Raw genomic sequence first — 16,891 nt, 5'->3', positions numbered from 1 at the left:
ATTCAGTCCATGTTAGTTAAAGATGATAAATAATTTTGTTTTTCTGGTTCAGCTACACCGGTGAAGGTGCGAATGTGGCTAAGCAACGGTGCTGTTTGATTCAGCGGTATATCCTGTTCAATCACTCTGCCAGTCCTTAATTGGGTTTGCAATTGCAAGTGAGTGGTATTTTCGGGTAATTTCACTCGAGCCACTCTAATTTCACTTGGTAAAGATTGCCACTGTCTAGTATCTGCCGCTGCTGTAATGGCGTTGGTGACAGATGATGTTAGCTGAGCAAGCCCTGCCAACAGCGAGTTCTGCTGGATGCCAACTTGCTTTATAGCTTTACTTGCTGTGACAGCTTTTAACACTTCTCGAGAAATAGCGGTGTAAATTTCCATATTGGCATTACCTAGCGCGTCATACAGTGTGAGTAAGTTTACCGAATAAAAGGGGTGTAATTCTGTAAGTTTTTGTCCGTTAGCGAAAAGCGCAACATGTTGGATATCGTTTTTATGAGGTTGTAAGTAAGTAACTGAGATTCTACTGCCATACTTGAGTGCATCAATCACCCCTTCGTCTACGGCTTTTTGCCATAATTTATCACCGAGAGGTAAGCGTTTTGTGACAGTGCCTAAGACAACATCACTAAAGTCACCTGTTGCATAGTTTTGAATGAGATCAAACAAACTGGTATCAGCAAACATTAAATTAAACCATGCGAACTGGGCTTGGCGTTCTTCTTTTGTCCCCCAATAAATCGGCGTAATCACTATCGCTTGTGCCTCTTCATCAGGTCTAAGATAAAGGTTAAACTCTTTGCGCTGCGGTGATACACCTAAGCTTTGAACTAATGTGAAGTAGTTTTCTTCCTTGTCTGCAACCATTCTGTTGAGATCTTGCTGTGCTTGTTGGCCTGCATATTGACCTAGTTTGTATTGTTTACTAAAGCCATTTTTGTATGCGCTCACCGCTCGCTCATATTGGATCCGAGCACTATCTAGCTCGCCTTGTTGTTCATATAAGACACCACTTAAATACTGTGCAAATGCATCATCTTTATACTCAAGTTCACCGCTGATAAATGGTTGATTAAAAATAGCTTTAAAAATTTGTTCAATATCACTTCCTGGTTTTTGTTGATTTACGTAGCCTCCGGTTTGTTGCTGTAATTGAGATAGGTATAAGTCCAGTTGGCGCATTTCTGTCAGTGCAGAGTCATACAAAGCAACACGGTTTACCTTCGAGGCGTTTGCCAACGACACATAATTAAGCGCCATTAATGTATGGATCATGGGTTTATGAAAAGCGCGACCAGTATATTTTTTGTAACTTGCGCCAGTAAAAGTAGAAAAAAGCTGGTCGCTGATGCTGACAGTGTAGGCGGCTTCAATGATTTCCTTTGCGTGAGAAAGGTGTTGATTACTTAATTCATAATGGTGTTGTAAATGCGCTAACATACCTGATTCAAGATAATACAATAGCTCGTCACGAGATGAGTTTTTATAGGCATAGTCAATACGCTGTTGGGCTGAGATAAAATCTCCTTGCTCCGCGTATTCTATGGCCTGCTTGTTAGCTTTAGGGGTCAAGTTACAGCCGCTCAGCATCAAGCAACCTGTAAAGATCAAGAGTTTTATCATGAAGTTATATAAATCAATTTGGAATCGCATTCCTTGCATACTTGTTCTTATAATGGCAGTGTTGTTGTGTTCAATCATATAACAATAAATTAAATAGTAAAAAATTGAATTGAAAGTGCTAAATTGTTAAAAATCGTTTTTACAATTTATTACTGTTAATCAATGATTTTTTTGATAAATTTTATTCCGTAATCAGGGCAATTAAGGAACCCAACATGAAAGCAAAACAACTACTTATATCAGTGGCCGTTATAGGGATACTATCGGCTTGTAGTTCAAGTAAAGACGATGCGGCTTCAAGTCCAAGAGTTAATATTCCAGAGTGGGTTCTCAATCCAACAATCGAAGATGGTATAGCGGCAGCAGATTGTGTGAAATACTCGGGCAATATTTCAATCGATCAAAAAATGGCGGTTGCAAATGCACGTCTTGCTCTTGCTCAACAGATTGAAACACGCATCGAAGGCCTTGATAAGACATTCGCGAACCGTACAGATGCAAACGAGGACACAACGGTAGGCGCAACCTTTAGCTCTGTATCCAAACAACTTACTAAACAAACATTAAATGGCTCTCGTATCGTTAAGGCCGATGTTATCGATATTTCTGGTAAAGACTATTTCTGCGCATTGACGACGTTATCACCTGATCAGACTAAAGAACTTTTCAAAGATTTGATCAAAGAAAGTAAGCGCAGTGTAAACCCTCAGGATGAAAAGTTTTTATATCAAGAGTTTAAAGCTTACAAAGCGGAAAAAGATCTTGAGAAGGAAATTGCAAGACTAACTAATTAAAGCGTGAGTTTCACGCTTTAATTTTTTGAAAGGAACGCTCTATGCGCAAATCGGTATACTCATTTTTAGTCATGGCGTTAAGTGCCATTCCAAGTGCGGTGGCGAGTCAAGCCCAGCTTTTTGAAGAGCTGTCAGAGAAAATGTCACGTTGGCAAACCTCCGAGCCTAATGATGAAGAGCTGAGCGAGTTTGAGCAATATAAACGCCAACAATTAAGTGAGTTTGCTGATTATGTCGAAGAGCATTTTGAAGAGTACGATGCCTTTCGTGATAACGTGATCCAACAGTGGGGAGATATAACTGTTTCTGATCAAGCTGCATTTGTTACCTACAGTGATGATTTATCATCCAGAATGGTTGTCGACTTTGAAGCCAATGAGCTGGTCGTAAGCATTAGGCATGCGGCAGATGAAAAGGTATCTCAGGCTCAACTTCAAGCCCTATATAAAGAGTTTATCGCGAAAGACCGTGCAGTAATTGATGTATTTAATGCTGATACGCTCGCGGTAAACCAAAGTGAAACAACAAAACGTGAAGTGGATAACGCTGCTCGTGCAAAAGCGTTGATCGCAGCGAAAAAGCAAATAGACAGCCAATTCGAACAACAGCAACGTTATATAGAACGCCAGACGGATGAGGCCATCATTGACGGCGAAGATACAAAATTAGCAGAGGCTCAACAACAAGCGCAACAGAAAAAGCTTGAACTGTTAAAGCAAAAACGTCTTAAAAAGCTATTAGAAACTGCAAGTAATACCGGTAAAAGTGAAGCAACAGTCGTATCTGAAATCGTGCTTAAGCTACCCAAACAGACTGAACTTTCCAAGCATCGAGCAGAACGTTATGTTAGCCAAGTGAATGCACAAGCGAAGCGCTTTGACATTGAGCCAAGTTTAATTTTTGCGGTTATGCATACCGAAAGCCACTTTAACCCAATGGCAAAGTCACACATTCCTGCGTTTGGTTTGATGCAGATAGTACCCACGAGTGCGGGTGTTGATGTGAATCGTATGTTGTACAATCGCGATGAACCGATGTCGGCGCCTTATTTATATGTGACGGACAATAATATTGAAGCGGGGACCGCTTACCTGAATATTCTCGATAAACGCTACCTGAGTAAAATACATAACCCACTTAGTCGTAAGTATTGCATCATTGCGGCTTACAATACGGGAGCTGGCAATGTTGCCCGTGTGTTTAATGCTGATGACTCAAGATCCATCACAAAAGCGGCAAAGATCATTAATTCACTCTCGCCAGAAAACGTACTAGCGGCGCTAGACAATAGTTTACCGTATGATGAAACCAAACATTATCTGGACAAAGTCTTAACGCGAGAAAAGCTCTATATAGCGCCAGAAGAAGGTATTGCACAAAAGTTATAAGTTAAGTGCGCTCAAGGCACCTTCAATGTGATCGTGGCGGAATCGATAACCTGCATCGAGAAGCTTTTTTGGCACGACGCGTTGCCCGTACAATAGCAATTCTGACATTTCACCATATGCCAATTTGAGGACAAATGGTGGTACTGTAAATAGGCAAGGGCGTGAGATCGCGCGTGCTAAGGCTTGAGAAAGTTGCTTATTAGAGACTGGATTAGGGGCTGTTGCATTAATAACACCGCAGATCTCGTCATGTTTAAGGATATAAAGTATCGCCTGAATCATATCGTCGATATGGATCCAAGACATCATTTGTCTTCCTGAACCAATCGGACCGCCAACACCAAATCGAAAAGGCGGTAACATTTTATCTAAAGCTCCCCCGATTTTGAAAGCACAATGCCTGTTCTTAATATGCAGACTCTAGTATGGCTGGATTCGGCTCTAAAAGCGGCATCTTCCCAATCTTTGCAAAGCCTATGAGAGAATTCATCATGGTAATCCTTGAAATCTTCAGTAATGGTCAAGTTATCCGGTTGGCGTCCATAAAAACCTATTGCACTACCTGAAATAAACACCTTGGGCGGTGACGTCGCAGTGTTTATCGCTGCAACGATTTGCTCAGTGATTTTTATCCGGCTATTGTAGATCTCTTGTTTTTTCTCTTTGCTCCACCGGCCATTGGCGATTGGTTCACCCGCAAGATTAATGACCGCATCAAGCTCATTAAAGTCGACATCATCGGTATCGGTGACGCAGCTAACCCCACTTGGTAATAGGTTTGCAGCTTTTGAAGGCGAACGGCTCAATACAATCAGATTATGTTTGTGTACTAAAAATTGGCATAACTTTTTACCAATTAATCCAGTTGCGCCTGTTATGAATATATTCATGCTCAATACTCTTTATTGTAATCAAATAAACCTACGTTTTAGCAAGGAGTTAGATCACTCATTTTCATTATAGGTGGTTTGTTTTAGAATGGTAAAAAAGCAAAAGGAGTGAACTGTGTCTTCACTGACTGGAATTAACAAAACGCTGGTGGTTTTGGCCTCGCTATTTTTAGTGTTAGGTGGTATTAAGCTTGCGTCTGAGATTGTTGTGCCGTTTATATTAGCCGCATTCATTGCGATTATCTGTAATCCCATGCTCAAGTTTTTGGCTCGCTTTAAAATACCAAAAGGGCTGGCCATTCTGGTGATTATCGCACTTGTGATTTTAATCGGTGCAAGTATTGGTGGGCTTGTTGGGCAATCAGTCAATGATTTCTCCAAGCAGCTGCCAACTTATAAAGAAGACTTACAAGAAAAGTTCGTTTGGTTGGTTAGTACAGCCGCGAACTACAATATATTATTGGATAAACAACAACTTATTAGTATGCTAGACCCAAATAAGCTAATCGATGTGGCCACCAACATGCTGACTGGCTTTGGTGGTGTGATGGCAAATAGCTTTTTAATTTTGCTTATCGTCGTCTTCATGCTTTTTGAGGCACCTTCTTTGGGCCACAAAGTGCATCTTGCCCTAGACGATCCTGAGATGAAAATGCAGCAAATTGATAGATTTTTAGATTCTATCAATAGCTATTTGGCGATTAAAACGCTGGTGTCATTGGCGACAGGTGTCGTAGCGGCCGTTTTTTTATGGGCGTTAGGTGTTGATTACTTCGTGCTTTGGGGCGTAGTTGCATTTTTGCTTAACTATATTCCAAACATAGGTTCAATCATTGCGGCTGTGCCGCCTGTTTTACTGGCCTTAGTGACACAAGGACCATTGGTGAGTGGCATTGTTGCTGTGGGTTACATTTGTATTAATACCTTAATGGGCAACATTATTGAGCCGAGGTTTATGGGTCGAGGGTTAGGTTTATCGACCTTAGTCGTGTTTCTCTCGTTAATCTTTTGGGGGTGGTTACTCGGAACTGTGGGAATGCTGCTTTCTGTGCCACTTACCATGGTTGTGAAAATAGCCCTTGAAACCAGCGAAGAGGGTAAATGGCTTGCAATCCTTCTCGGTTCAGAACAACCCGATAATCGACCATCTTAACAACACTGAGATTAGGCAAATAAAAAGGAGCTACAAACAGCTCCTTCTCTAAGCGTTTTACTCGTCATTATCTGAAGCTTAGGTTATTAAGGCTTGCCACCTAATAATCTAATCAAAAATGCGGCTAGAGATTCAAATCTTCTTTCAATACTTTACTGCTTTTCAGCTCAATGATGTGGGCTTTTAAAAATGCAATTTTGCAATTTTTATAAGCCGTCGCTGAGCGCGTCGCGTTTGGCATATCTAGTAAGTATCGCCACCGGCAGCTATCTTCCATATATTCCTCCTGATTGCGAAGGGCACGTTCCATAATTGGCAAGATCTGAGTATTACCCGTGTCCGCTTGATACTTTTTAGTATCAAGCAATAACTTAGTGATCCAGGTTTGACGATGACGTTCAAGTAAGTTGATATTGCCATCCAGGCACATGAGAAATTTTTTTGCTTTTTCCGGATGCGTTGACTCATACTTCGTACAGTCTTGTAGTGTGACATCGTCGTCTGCAATCACAAAAAAGGTTAATCCCGATACTAGTAGACTGCTAATTATTCTTTTCATGGTTAAACTCTATCGTAAATTTTGCGCCACCATGTTGGGAAGTACCGATTTGGATCAAGCCATGATATGACTTAACTAAATCAGATACGATAGCCATTCCTACGCCGTGGCCAGCTTCATAGGTGTCTAATCTTGCACCTCTGGTCAGTAGCTCTGAGCGGCGATGCTCTGGAATGCCTGGGCCATCATCTTCTACTTCTATGATTAGTAGGCGCTTTTTAGGAGCACTTACTTTTATATCGACCAAGGAACCACATGCTTTACAGGCGTTATCTATAATATTACCAAGAATTTCCATTAAGTCCGTTTTATCGCCAAGAAATGCAACCTCCTCACCACATTCGGAGGAAAATTGAATGTGCTTGTCGTGATACACTTTAGTCATGGCGTTGAGTATTGAGTCTAGTACAGGTTTTACTGATGTTTGTTTCTTCCATGTATCGGATGCACCCGTTGCAGCACGCTTCAATTGATGTTCGATCATCGCATTGATTCTGTCTAGTTGTTCCTGAGCGTCTGCATCTTTTGCCAGTGGACTGGATTTGATCACCGCAAGGGGCGTTTTTAACGCGTGCGCAAGGTCGCTAAGTGACGCTCTATATCTCTCTTTTTGACGCTTTTGAGATTCCAATAGTAGGTTTAAGTCGGATTTGATTGTTAGAAGCTCGACGGGGTAAAGACCCGTGATCTTATCGCGCTCGCCAGCTTCAATCTCTTTAATTTCTTTATCCAATCGCTGTAACGGCCTTGCGTTCCATACAAACCCAAATGCCATCAATCCTGCTATCACCACACCCATAACCAGCATCCAGTTGACCAAGGTGTTTCTAAACCCTGACATTAACTCCATCAGCGCGTCATTTTTCTTTAAAAGTACAAAGCGGGCTTGCTGCGATTGCTCTGCATTTCCGAGAATAACGGTCAGGCTAAGTTGCCAAAACAGTACACCATTATATTCAACTCGTTTAAACTCAGATGCTCCAGCCTGGTTTTCTGAAAAGTCAGGTGAAATCGAGAGATTTACAGCCGACTCGGAATACCAAACGAGGGAGTTATCTTGATAGACCAGTGCATAAGTATCAGAATTCAGTCTGTTTAACTCAGGTGCAAGAATACTGCGAGGCATTTCGAGTCCGTTAGAGACAAATTCGACTTCAGAGATAAGTGAGTAGAGGTGGGCTTCCAATGTTTTTTCAGTCGCATCGACTAAAGAAGAATAATAAGCCCTGCCCACGGAGAAAAACAGCGCGGGAAGGGCAATAATAAGCACAAAGACAAGGATAAATCCTTGCCTTATTTTAAGCGAAATTTGAGAGCTGTTTACCACTGATTTTTGAACCTATATCCACGTCCTCTAAGGGTTTCAACAGGGTTCAGAGTGCCATCAGGGTCTAGCTTTTTACGCAGTCTTAAGACAAACACTTCAATGACGTTAGAGTCTAAGTCAAAGTCCTGATCGTATATGTGCTCTGTGAGTTCAGATTTAGAAATAACTTTTTGTGGGTTAACCATTAGGTATTCTAAAACTTTATATTCATAGGCCGTTAGTGATAGCTCGTTATCGTTAACCCAGACTTGCTGTGAGCGAGTGTGGATTTTGATTGGACCAATACAAATCTCTGGATTTGCTTGTCCAGCGCTACGTCTAATCAGTGCATTACAGCGTGCAATCAGTTCTTCAACATGAAACGGTTTAGTGAGGTAGTCATCAGCTCCTGCATCAAGGCCTTCTACCTTATCTTGCCAGCGGTCGCGTGCTGTTAAGATTAAAATAGGGATCTTTACGCCGTTAGCACGTGCTCTACGGATAATTTCAATACCGTCAAGTTTTGGCAAGCCGAGATCGATCACTGCCATATCTAACGGATATTCTTCAAGGTGAAATAATCCAGATTCACCATCATGACACAAGTCAACGCTATATTTTTCTTTCTCTAATGCATTTCGCAGGTTTTCTGCTAGTTGAATATCGTCTTCGATAACTAAAATACGCATCCTTAGTCCTTATTTACTTCACCTGTCTTCTTGTTTACTTTTAAGTCAACAATTCGACCATCTGGTTGGAGAATTCTTACCACAAAAAACTGATTTTCTTCAGAAATCTTAAGCGTCCTTCCAGCGTACTTATCAAGCGCCAGAGACACAGCTTCTTTTTTTGTAATTGTCTTTACATTCTTATCATTGCGGCTATTGGCGTCTGCTACACTCGAAGCGAACGCCAAGATCAACGCTAAGAGAGTGAGTTGCAATCGCATTTTAAGCTCCACAGTTTCATAGATACTAAGTGTCTAAACTTCATAAATCTCAAACAAATTTAGTGCTTTTGTAATTAACCTTTGCTGAACTTAACGTTCAGTAAACTTTTATGGCAGAACTCGCTTGTACGGTTTTACAATACTAGCAGTATAGACACCAGCATCAATATAGGGATCGGCGCTCGCCCATTGCTGCGCACTTTCTAAGTTTTCAAACTCAGCAATAACCAAAGAACCCGTAAAACCCGCTTCACCAGGATCTTCCGAGTCAATAGCTGGTAACGGGCCTGCTGCAAACAATCGACCTTGTTGTTTTAATTCTTCTAAACGAGCTAAGTGAGCAGGGCGCGCAGCAAGACGTTTTGCTAATGAGTTTTCAGCGTCGGTTGAGTAGATCATGTAAAGCATAAGTATTAGTTCCAGATTAGTTTCTAGGTTATTATTGTTATTTTTACGTATTTTGTCGGCTTTTCAGGGCCGTTTATCAATACTATGATAAAACGCCCTCAGTGCAAAAGTAAATGTACACAGAGTTTTTCAGTGATTAGACATTTAAACTTGAAAAACACTCAGCTTGACTGGTAGAGTCCTTCGGATATTTGTAGAAAATAATAATAAGGTTGATTGCAATGAGTGCAAACCGTGAGCATTTTAGCTCCCGATTAGGGTTTATCCTTGCCGCTGCAGGTTCTGCTGTTGGTATTGGTAACTTAGTCGGCTTTCCTGTTTCCGCCGCAAAAAATGGTGGTGGGGCATTTTTACTAATCTATGCACTATTTGTAGTGTTTATCTGTTTACCTGTCATGATGGCCGAAATGGCTATGGGTAGGAAAGCCCAAAAGGACCCGTTTGGCGCATATAAGCTGCTATCTAATCATGATAAAAAGTGGTCAATAGCTGGATTCTTGGCTGTACTCACGCCGTTTATGATTGCTGTCTTCTACATGGTTATTACCGTTTGGATCTTTGGCTTCTTAGCGCAAACAGCTTTAGGTAACTTAGATGTACTCGCCTCTCCGAAGTACTTTGGCACTTTTATCAACGATACCAATGTCTTCATCTATATGTTGATAGTGGGTGTGATCGTTAATCTTATCTTGGTTGGCGGTGTAAAAGAAGGGATCGAAAAAGCAGCTAAGTTACTCATGCCAGCGTTATTTGTCATGTTAATTGGCCTTGTCGCATACGTATTAACCCTTGATAACGCAATGGCAGGTGTACGCTATTACATCGTTCCTGACTTCGAAAAGATGAATGCAAGTGTGCTAAATGGCGCGTTATCACAGGCTTTCTTTTCACTGTCTTTAGGTATGGGTATATTGATCACTTATGCTTCCTATATCTCTAAGAAAGACGACATTGTCGGTAGCTCTAAAATGGTCGCTATTACAGATTCATTAGTGGCATTCATTGCCGGTCTGATGGTACTTCCGGCTATCTTTAGTTTTAATCCGAATACAGATCCAAGTAAGTTATCGGACTCTTCAGTATCTATGATTTTCGATTACTTACCTAAATTGTTATTGGCTTTACAAGATGATATTGGCTACGTCGGTGCTTCAATTGTTGCAGGTACTTTCTTTTTGTTGGTTTTCTTTGCAGCGATAACGTCGCTTGTGTCAATTGTCGAGGTGCCTACCTCGACTTTGATGGAAGAAAAATGCATTTCACGTAAAAAGGCACTGATTATCTTAGCGTTGACCACAGGTATTTTGACTGTGCTATCTACGATGTCTTTTGGAATGGTGGACTGGCTTACAAGTTTTGTAAGATATGGCGATGCTCAGAAGAGCTTCTTTGACCTAGTCTACGACGTGTTTTACGATACTATTTTACCGTTGAATGGTTTGCTGTTGTGTCTATTCGTTACTTATCGCTGGAAAAAATCTGGTTTGAATGAAGAACTTGCGCAAGGCGCAGAGGGGTACGTAGGTAGCTTTACTGAGAAATATATTAATTTCTCTCTATCTACATTCATCCCAGTGATCCTGTTGGCTATTTTCATTAATACCGTTGCAACTAAGTATTTTGCATTCAGTATCTTTGGCTTCTAGCGACAAGACATTCGTTTTGGGCATGATGACATCGGCGTATTAATGCGCCGATGTTTATTCTCCACTAAGCCACTAAAATTTTACGCCCGAATCTAAGTACTGCCCAATTCCTATTGTAAACATCCACAGTCCCCACAGGCTATGCTCTAACACACACACCGCAAGCGAACGACTATGGGCGTAGGTATAAGAAAATAGTAGCCCTCCAACAAAAGATAACGCCACGGCTATCCAGTTGTCATAGATGCAGTGCGCAAGCGCAAACACTAATGCACTTAGCAAAACTCGATTGTTTTTATTTGGTAAAATCCTTTTATAGCGATGAAAGAAGTAGCTCCTAAAAATTAACTCTTGTGGTAAGACGGAAAGAATAGGGTAAGCAACTAATAATAATAACCAGTCGCTGGGGGAATTGAGCGGTAGGGAAAACCAATTTCCTTGACTAACTAAACCATAGAGCATGGCTGAAAACATTGCACCTGCGAAAAACGTGGTAAATAATCGCTTTTTGACGGACGAAAACTCCCCCAAACTGGTTAATCTAAAGCGTTTGAAATGGGGATCGGTTAGTAGTAAATGGGTACAAACTGCCATTAAAATGATCAGTGCTGGAAAAAGCCAATTGTTGAGGTGATCACGAAATTGATAAGCGACAATGGGCAGGACAAAGAATACAAATACGAGTTCACACCACCGGTATTGGCTTGCGTTCAAGGCTAGTTCCCCAAAATATTTGGCGGCTACAAGCCGCTATAGTTAGCTCTCACTCGTTAACTATAGCAGCTGCAGATGAACCTTGAATGGTTACTCTTCAGGTAAATATTTTTGAATTTTAAACATGGTAAAGAGGAGTGCAACGAAGGTGATCCCAATTAAACCAAAGACTTTAAAGTTCACCCAAAAATCAAGAGAGAAGTGGTACGCAACGTAAAGGTTTAGGCCTGCGATGAAGAAAAGTAATACTGCCCAAAATAGATTTAATTGGTCGCAGTCTTTGGCTGGTAAATCAATATCAATCTCGCTTTTCTCCTTCTCAGCAACTGACTTTAACACGCCTTCGAGTGCGCCTTTTACCAAGTTTTTATTAAACAGGTACCTAGATATGAGTAGTGCCGCACCTAAAATGGCATAAATAATCGTGGCTTTCCATTTAATAAACTGCTCATCATGGAAGAAAATCGTCATCCCACCAAGGATCAACGCAATCGCTAAGAATACCCAATGACGTTTTGCGACTTCGCGCTTAGTGATGTATTGGTGTGCGACCTGTATAAGAGAGGCAATGATTAGCACACCCGTTGCCCAAAAAATATCGACAAACTTATAAACCGCAAAAAATAAGATGAGCGGTAAGTACTCAATTAAAAATGACATTTTTTATCCTAACAAAGTTGGTTGTAAGGGTTTTACCAAGATACGGCGAGAACATCAACATTGACTTTCTTTGATGAAACCCATAGCCTGCTGCGCTCATTCAATGGTTCAGAGGTATTTGCATGAATAAGAGCGATTTAGTTACAAAAATGGCGGAAATTAGTGGATTAACAAAGAAAGATTCACAGGCGGTGTTAAATGTCATTTTACAGGCCACTAAAAAGCGCTTGTCAGAAGGCGATCAGATGCAAATTAATGGACTTGGGACATTCGCGTTAAGTTATCATCCCCCAAAGCAAGGACGTAATCCTCAAACAGGTGAGACCATCACCATTGAGGGACAAAACAAGGTATTGTTTAAGCCTGCTAAAGCCTTAAAAGATAACTTGCGTTAATTCTAAGAAAAGCCAGTGTTTAACACTGGCTTGAAAGTAATATTACTTTTGCGTTGCAGCTTTCATTCGCGCAACAAAGGTTTTTAGCTCAAAGCACATAGTGCTAGGATCATCTAAGTGTTTTTCGATGATTTTCACCACCGCAGAGCCACTTATCGCACCTGCTGCACCTGAGCTAATCGCATGCTTTACATGCTCCGGTTCAGAAATACCAAACCCTAGCAGTGGCGGCGCAGCATGATACTCGATAAGTTTGGTGATCATCTCTGTTGCCGGCATTTGTGCCGTCGTTTCTGTACCAGTCACGCCTGCACGCGAAAGTAAATAAGTATAGCCACGACCTCGGGTGGCGCACTCTCGTAACGTATCATCGCAGGCATTCGGTGTGGCAATGAAAATTGGCGCAATATCATTTGCCATTGCAGTGAGCCTAAACGGTTTGGCTTCGTGCAGTGGCACATCAGCAACTAAGATAGAATCCACACCCGCAGTTTTGGCGTCTTGATAAAACTGCTCAATACCACGAGCAAAAATCAAGTTTGAGTAAAGCAACAAACCAATTGGAATATCACTGTTGTAACGACGAATTTCGGCGATGATCTCAAGACAGTCTTGCGTATTAACATCTTGCTCTAATGCACGGATGTTAGCAGCTTGGATAACGGGACCATCGGCGATGGGATCGGAAAATGGAATACCGAGCTCCAATGCATCAGCTCCACCGTCAATCAGGCTTTTGATGATCTCAATACTGAGAGCCTTATTGGGGTCGCCAATCGTCACGAAAGGAACAAATGCACCTTGGTTTTTTTCATTTAAGTGCGCGAACATCGCGTCATAACGTCTCATAGTTCACCTCGCTCAGATAGTACCTGGTGGACGTGAGCTAAGTCTTTGTCTCCGCGACCACTTAAGTTAACAACAATCACCGTTTCTTCGGTTTGCGCTTCTGCATATTTTAGTGCGTATGCCAGAGCATGGCTTGACTCTAGGGCTGGAATAATACCTTCGTGTTTAGCAAGCGCTTGAAAGGCATTTAATGCTTCAGTGTCGGTAATGCCAACATATTGCGCGCGGCCAGTTTCATGAAGGTAGGCGTGTTGTGGACCAACAGCTGGGTAGTCAAGACCTGCTGAAACAGAGTAAGATTCTTCAATTTGGCCATCTTTGTTCTGCATGATATAGGTATAGGCGCCGTGCAAGATGCCTTTACTTCCTTTACATAGTGCAGCGCCGTGCTCATCGGTATCTAGACCTTTACCAGCCGGTTCCACCCCGATTAATTTAACGTCTTTTTCGTCAATAAAGTCTGCGAACATACCAATAGCATTTGAGCCGCCGCCCACACAAGCGATAACCGCATCAGGCAAACGACCTTCCGCTTTTAGTACTTGTTGTTTCGCCTCTTCACCAATCATTTTTTGGAACTCACGGACAATCGTCGGGAACGGGTGAGGACCTGCAGCCGTTCCGAGTAAATAATGTGCCGTTTTGTAGTTTGCAGACCAGTCACGTAATGCTTCATTTACCGCGTCTTTTAATGTGCCTGAGCCAGCGGTAACAGGGATAACTTCCGCACCCATCAAACGCATTCTAAATACGTTTGGTTGCTGACGCTCAACATCTTTAGCGCCCATGTATACCCGGCACTTCAAGCCGAGTAAGGAGCAGGCTAGGGCGGTTGCAACACCATGTTGTCCAGCGCCGGTTTCAGCAATGACTTCTTTTTTACCCATACGTTTGGTTAAGAGCGCTTGACCTAACACTTGGTTGGTCTTGTGTGCACCACCGTGAAGTAAATCTTCACGCTTTAAGTACAGTTTGACCTTAGGGTTTTTAACTAAGTTGCGTGTCTTGGTCAGTGGTGTTGGGCGACCCGCAAATTCATTCAAAAGTTGATAAAACTCCTGCTGAAATTCCGGGTCTTTTTGTGATTTATAAAATTCCTGTTCTAACTGCTTTAACGCAGGTACGAGTAACTCGGGCACAAACATGCCTCCGAAGTCACCAAAATAAGCTGAATTACTCATGTCCACCTCAATATTTTCGAATTTGTGTAAACGCGTTAGCGATTTTTTGAGCGCATTTTTTACCAGGCGATTGCTCAACGCCTGAATTTAGGTCAAGACCATCGGCACCTATATTAACGGCACCGTGAATATTGTCGGGGTTTAGGCCGCCAGCCAACATATAATTGCTCGAACTACGATTTAATAGCTGCCAATCAAACACTTGTCCCGTGCCACCAAATGCAGTGTCGGTTTTGGTATCGTACAATTGCTTGTCTACGCCAGCGAAGGGGCTTGGCAGTGCTGTGTCCACACCTTGTGCTTTCCAAATTTGACAGGTAACTGGAAGTTGTTTTCGCAGAGTATCGATGTACAGCTCATCTTCATTGCCATGTAATTGCACTGCACTCAGTTTTAATATTTGCGCATACTCTGCAACTTGCTCAAGCGGTGCGTTAACGAACACACCAACGTACTTGAGCGGCGCACTATCAGCAACGGCCTTCGCACAATCAATGTCGACATAACGAGGCGATTTTGGATAAAAGATAAGACCGCCGTATACCGCTCCAGCTTTATAAGCTGCTTGCGCATCTTGGCTTCGAGTAAGACCACACACTTTGTTTTCGCCCAAAATCAAGCGTCTGCAAGCAAGTTCTAAGTCCTGTTCAGCCATCAGTGAACTGCCGACCAAAAAGCCGTCACAAATCGGTGATAAGCGTTTCACATCGCGGTGCGTGTATATGCCAGACTCTGAAATCACCACTTTGTCTTCTGGGATTAACTTTCTTAGTTTCTCTGTTGTTGCTAAATCCGTTGATAAATCTCTGAGGTCACGGTTGTTAATACCGATAAGTTCAGCATCTAACGCAAGCGCTCTTGTCACTTCTTCTTCGTTGCTTACTTCCGTTAAAATCGACATATTAAGTGATTTGGCCACGCTCGCTAGTGCCAAATATTCTTCGTCATTTAATACAGACAACATCAAAAGAATGGCATCGCCACCGTGTAGGCGGGCGAGATAAACTTGATATTCATCAATAAAGAAGTCTTTACAGATCAGAGGCTGATCAACCAGCTTTCTCACCGTGGCAAGGTATTCATAACTGCCTTGAAAGTATTTTTCGTCGGTTAGTACACTAATACATGTCGCGTACTTACGATAAACACTGGTAATTTCAGTCAAATCAAAATGTGAGCGAATAAGGCCTTTTGAAGGTGACGCCTTTTTGCACTCTAAAATAAATTGTGTTCCAGCTTGCGCCAACGCAGCGGTGAAGTTCAGCGTGGTGGGGGTTACTTCGTCGATAAAGTCACTTAACGGACGCTGCGCCTTACGCGTTTTTAATTCTTCGACTTTATCGGCAACAATTTTTTCTAATACATTAGCCATTACTCACCTCTACAATGTTAGCCAAGGTTGTCATGGCTTTTTTGCTTGCAAGCACTTCGCGTACTTGTTGGCTTGCGGTTTTAAAATCTGTGGCCTTATCGGTTAATACCAACAAGGCTGCAACGTTTGCAATGATCGCTGCATTGTGTGCAGCTTCGCCTTCACCATTTAAGATCGCAAGGCTCGCTTTCGCGTTATATTCTGGCGTATCACCAGCAATAGATTCAAGTGAATAGTTTTCTAGTCCAAAATCGCTTGGGGTAACGGTGTACTGCGTCACTTCACCATGTTTTACTTCTGCGACTAGCGTTTCGCCGTGTAGGGCAATTTCATCTGTGCCACTACCGTGAACTACCATCGCTCGTTTCGTACCTAAGCGGTTTAACGTTTCGGCCATGGGTAAAACAAGGGCAGGGTCGTAAACGCCGAGTAATTGCACCTCAGGCTTAGCTGGGTTTGCCAATGGCCCGAGAATATTAAATATCGTGCGTGTTTTTAGTTGCGTGCGAACCGGCATAGCATGTTTTACACCAGCGTGGTAATGCGGTGCAAACAAAAAGGTAAAGCCGGTCTCTGCTAAGCATTTTTCTGCAAGTGCGGGGGTCATATCAATGTTGATCCCAAGTGCTTTTAGTAAATCAGCGGAACCTGATTTACTGCTCACGCTGCGATTACCGTGTTTGACCATATTAATACCACATGCTGCGGCGACAATGGCGGCGGTGGTACTCACGTTGATGGTATTTGTGCCATCGCCACCCGTACCACAGCTGTCTGCTGCGAGTAGGTCTTGCTTGTCAAATGCGGTGGCATGATCACGCATAGCCTGAGCTGCTCCGGCTATTTCCGCTGCTGTTTCACCTTTAAACTTTAGCGCAAGCAGCGCTGCGGTAAGTTCGATGTCGCTCAGTTGTCCAGCCATAATATCGCTAAACAAGGATTTGGCGGCGTCGAACGATAAATCTTGTTGCTGTAATAGAGGTTGTAACTTTTCCATCGTGC

The 16,891-nt window shown here is 42.4% G+C and carries 17 protein-coding genes and 1 pseudogene; 5 read left to right on the top strand and 13 right to left on the bottom strand.

Features of this window, described 5'->3' with window-relative positions; all coding sequences use genetic code 11:
- Nucleotides 1-2: 2 nt before the first annotated feature.
- The gene (locus tag GSF04_RS15230; RefSeq protein WP_211857741.1) at nt 3-1,664 is read right to left on the bottom strand and encodes a hypothetical protein; all 1,662 of its coding nucleotides are present in this window, start codon (nt 1,662-1,664) and stop codon (nt 3-5) included.
- Nucleotides 1,665-1,840: 176 nt separating this feature from the next.
- Here GSF04_RS15230 and GSF04_RS15225 point away from each other — a divergent pair, with 176 nt between their 5' ends.
- The gene (locus tag GSF04_RS15225; RefSeq protein ID WP_039497557.1) at nt 1,841-2,419 is read left to right on the top strand and encodes an LPP20 family lipoprotein; all 579 of its coding nucleotides are present in this window, start codon (nt 1,841-1,843) and stop codon (nt 2,417-2,419) included.
- A gap of 41 nt (nt 2,420-2,460) precedes the next feature.
- Complete coding sequence (locus GSF04_RS15220) at nt 2,461-3,807, top strand: murein transglycosylase domain-containing protein (protein WP_211857740.1); 1,347 nt, start codon at nt 2,461-2,463, stop codon at nt 3,805-3,807.
- Here GSF04_RS15220 and GSF04_RS15215 read toward each other — a convergent pair.
- Nucleotides 3,802-4,697, bottom strand: a pseudogene (locus GSF04_RS15215) (TIGR01777 family oxidoreductase). The gene GSF04_RS15220 and the pseudogene GSF04_RS15215 sit on opposite strands and share 6 nt — an antisense overlap.
- 115 nt (nt 4,698-4,812) lie before the next feature.
- Here GSF04_RS15215 and GSF04_RS15210 point away from each other — a divergent pair.
- Nucleotides 4,813-5,850: an AI-2E family transporter gene (locus GSF04_RS15210; RefSeq protein WP_039497563.1), complete on the top strand. Its 1,038-nt coding sequence runs from the start codon at nt 4,813-4,815 to the stop codon at nt 5,848-5,850.
- 124 nt (nt 5,851-5,974) lie between these two features.
- Here GSF04_RS15210 and GSF04_RS15205 read toward each other — a convergent pair whose 3' ends face one another.
- The 5 genes from GSF04_RS15205 to GSF04_RS15185 form a co-directional block, all read right to left on the bottom strand.
- Entirely contained in the window at nt 5,975-6,409 is a 435-nt protein-coding gene (locus tag GSF04_RS15205) for a hypothetical protein (protein WP_010374053.1), read from the bottom strand.
- Entirely contained in the window at nt 6,393-7,736 is a 1,344-nt protein-coding gene (locus tag GSF04_RS15200) for an ATP-binding protein (protein ID WP_211857739.1), read from the bottom strand. The genes GSF04_RS15205 and GSF04_RS15200 overlap by 17 nt, the downstream gene beginning before the upstream one ends.
- Nucleotides 7,730-8,404 (bottom strand): response regulator transcription factor, encoded by a 675-nt coding sequence (locus tag GSF04_RS15195; protein WP_010374057.1) that lies wholly within the window; start codon nt 8,402-8,404, stop codon nt 7,730-7,732. The genes GSF04_RS15200 and GSF04_RS15195 overlap by 7 nt, the downstream gene beginning before the upstream one ends.
- A gap of 2 nt (nt 8,405-8,406) precedes the next feature.
- The gene (locus GSF04_RS15190) at nt 8,407-8,664 is read right to left on the bottom strand and encodes a PepSY domain-containing protein (protein WP_017219141.1); all 258 of its coding nucleotides are present in this window, start codon (nt 8,662-8,664) and stop codon (nt 8,407-8,409) included.
- 108 nt (nt 8,665-8,772) lie between these two features.
- Nucleotides 8,773-9,072: a YciI family protein gene (locus GSF04_RS15185; RefSeq protein ID WP_211857738.1), complete on the bottom strand. Its 300-nt coding sequence runs from the start codon at nt 9,070-9,072 to the stop codon at nt 8,773-8,775.
- 221 nt (nt 9,073-9,293) lie between these two features.
- On the opposite strand from GSF04_RS15185, the gene GSF04_RS15180 reads away from it, so the two are divergent.
- Complete coding sequence (locus GSF04_RS15180) at nt 9,294-10,718, top strand: sodium-dependent transporter (RefSeq protein ID WP_211857736.1); 1,425 nt, start codon at nt 9,294-9,296, stop codon at nt 10,716-10,718.
- 72 nt (nt 10,719-10,790) lie between these two features.
- On the opposite strand, the gene GSF04_RS15175 is transcribed toward GSF04_RS15180, so the two are convergent.
- Both GSF04_RS15175 and GSF04_RS15170 read right to left on the bottom strand, forming a co-directional pair.
- The gene (locus GSF04_RS15175) at nt 10,791-11,432 is read right to left on the bottom strand and encodes a CPBP family intramembrane glutamic endopeptidase (RefSeq protein WP_039497574.1); all 642 of its coding nucleotides are present in this window, start codon (nt 11,430-11,432) and stop codon (nt 10,791-10,793) included.
- Between the two features lie 90 nt (nt 11,433-11,522).
- On the bottom strand, nt 11,523-12,092 hold the full coding sequence (locus GSF04_RS15170) for an inner membrane-spanning protein YciB (RefSeq protein ID WP_010374069.1): 570 nt from the start codon (nt 12,090-12,092) through the stop codon (nt 11,523-11,525).
- Nucleotides 12,093-12,214: 122 nt separating this feature from the next.
- Between GSF04_RS15170 and GSF04_RS15165 the strand changes: the two genes are divergently transcribed.
- Nucleotides 12,215-12,487 carry an HU family DNA-binding protein gene (locus GSF04_RS15165; protein WP_010374071.1) on the top strand — a complete coding sequence of 91 codons (273 nt, stop codon included), beginning with the start codon at nt 12,215-12,217 and terminating at the stop codon, nt 12,485-12,487.
- Nucleotides 12,488-12,529: 42 nt separating this feature from the next.
- Here the strand turns inward: GSF04_RS15165 and trpA are convergent, their stop codons facing one another.
- From trpA to trpD, 4 genes are read right to left on the bottom strand one after another with little or no spacing between them, the layout of a single operon-like run.
- Complete coding sequence (gene trpA, locus GSF04_RS15160) at nt 12,530-13,336, bottom strand: tryptophan synthase subunit alpha (RefSeq protein WP_211857734.1); 807 nt, start codon at nt 13,334-13,336, stop codon at nt 12,530-12,532.
- Nucleotides 13,333-14,517: a tryptophan synthase subunit beta gene (gene trpB, locus GSF04_RS15155; RefSeq protein WP_017219145.1), complete on the bottom strand. Its 1,185-nt coding sequence runs from the start codon at nt 14,515-14,517 to the stop codon at nt 13,333-13,335. The genes trpA and trpB overlap by 4 nt, the downstream gene beginning before the upstream one ends.
- A 7-nt stretch (nt 14,518-14,524) precedes the next feature.
- A complete protein-coding gene (gene trpCF / locus GSF04_RS15150; protein ID WP_211857732.1) occupies nt 14,525-15,889 on the bottom strand; it encodes a bifunctional indole-3-glycerol-phosphate synthase TrpC/phosphoribosylanthranilate isomerase TrpF in 1,365 nt (454 codons plus the stop codon).
- Entirely contained in the window at nt 15,882-16,886 is a 1,005-nt protein-coding gene (trpD, locus tag GSF04_RS15145; RefSeq protein ID WP_017219147.1) for an anthranilate phosphoribosyltransferase, read from the bottom strand. The genes trpCF and trpD overlap by 8 nt, the downstream gene beginning before the upstream one ends.
- Nucleotides 16,887-16,891: the final 5 nt, after the last annotated feature.

The organism is Pseudoalteromonas sp. A22 (assembly GCF_018141345.1).
Lineage (GTDB): Bacteria > Pseudomonadota > Gammaproteobacteria > Enterobacterales > Alteromonadaceae > Pseudoalteromonas > Pseudoalteromonas maricaloris.
The sequence above is the reverse complement of the archived record's forward strand: the minus strand, read 5'-3'. Positions and strand labels throughout refer to the sequence as shown.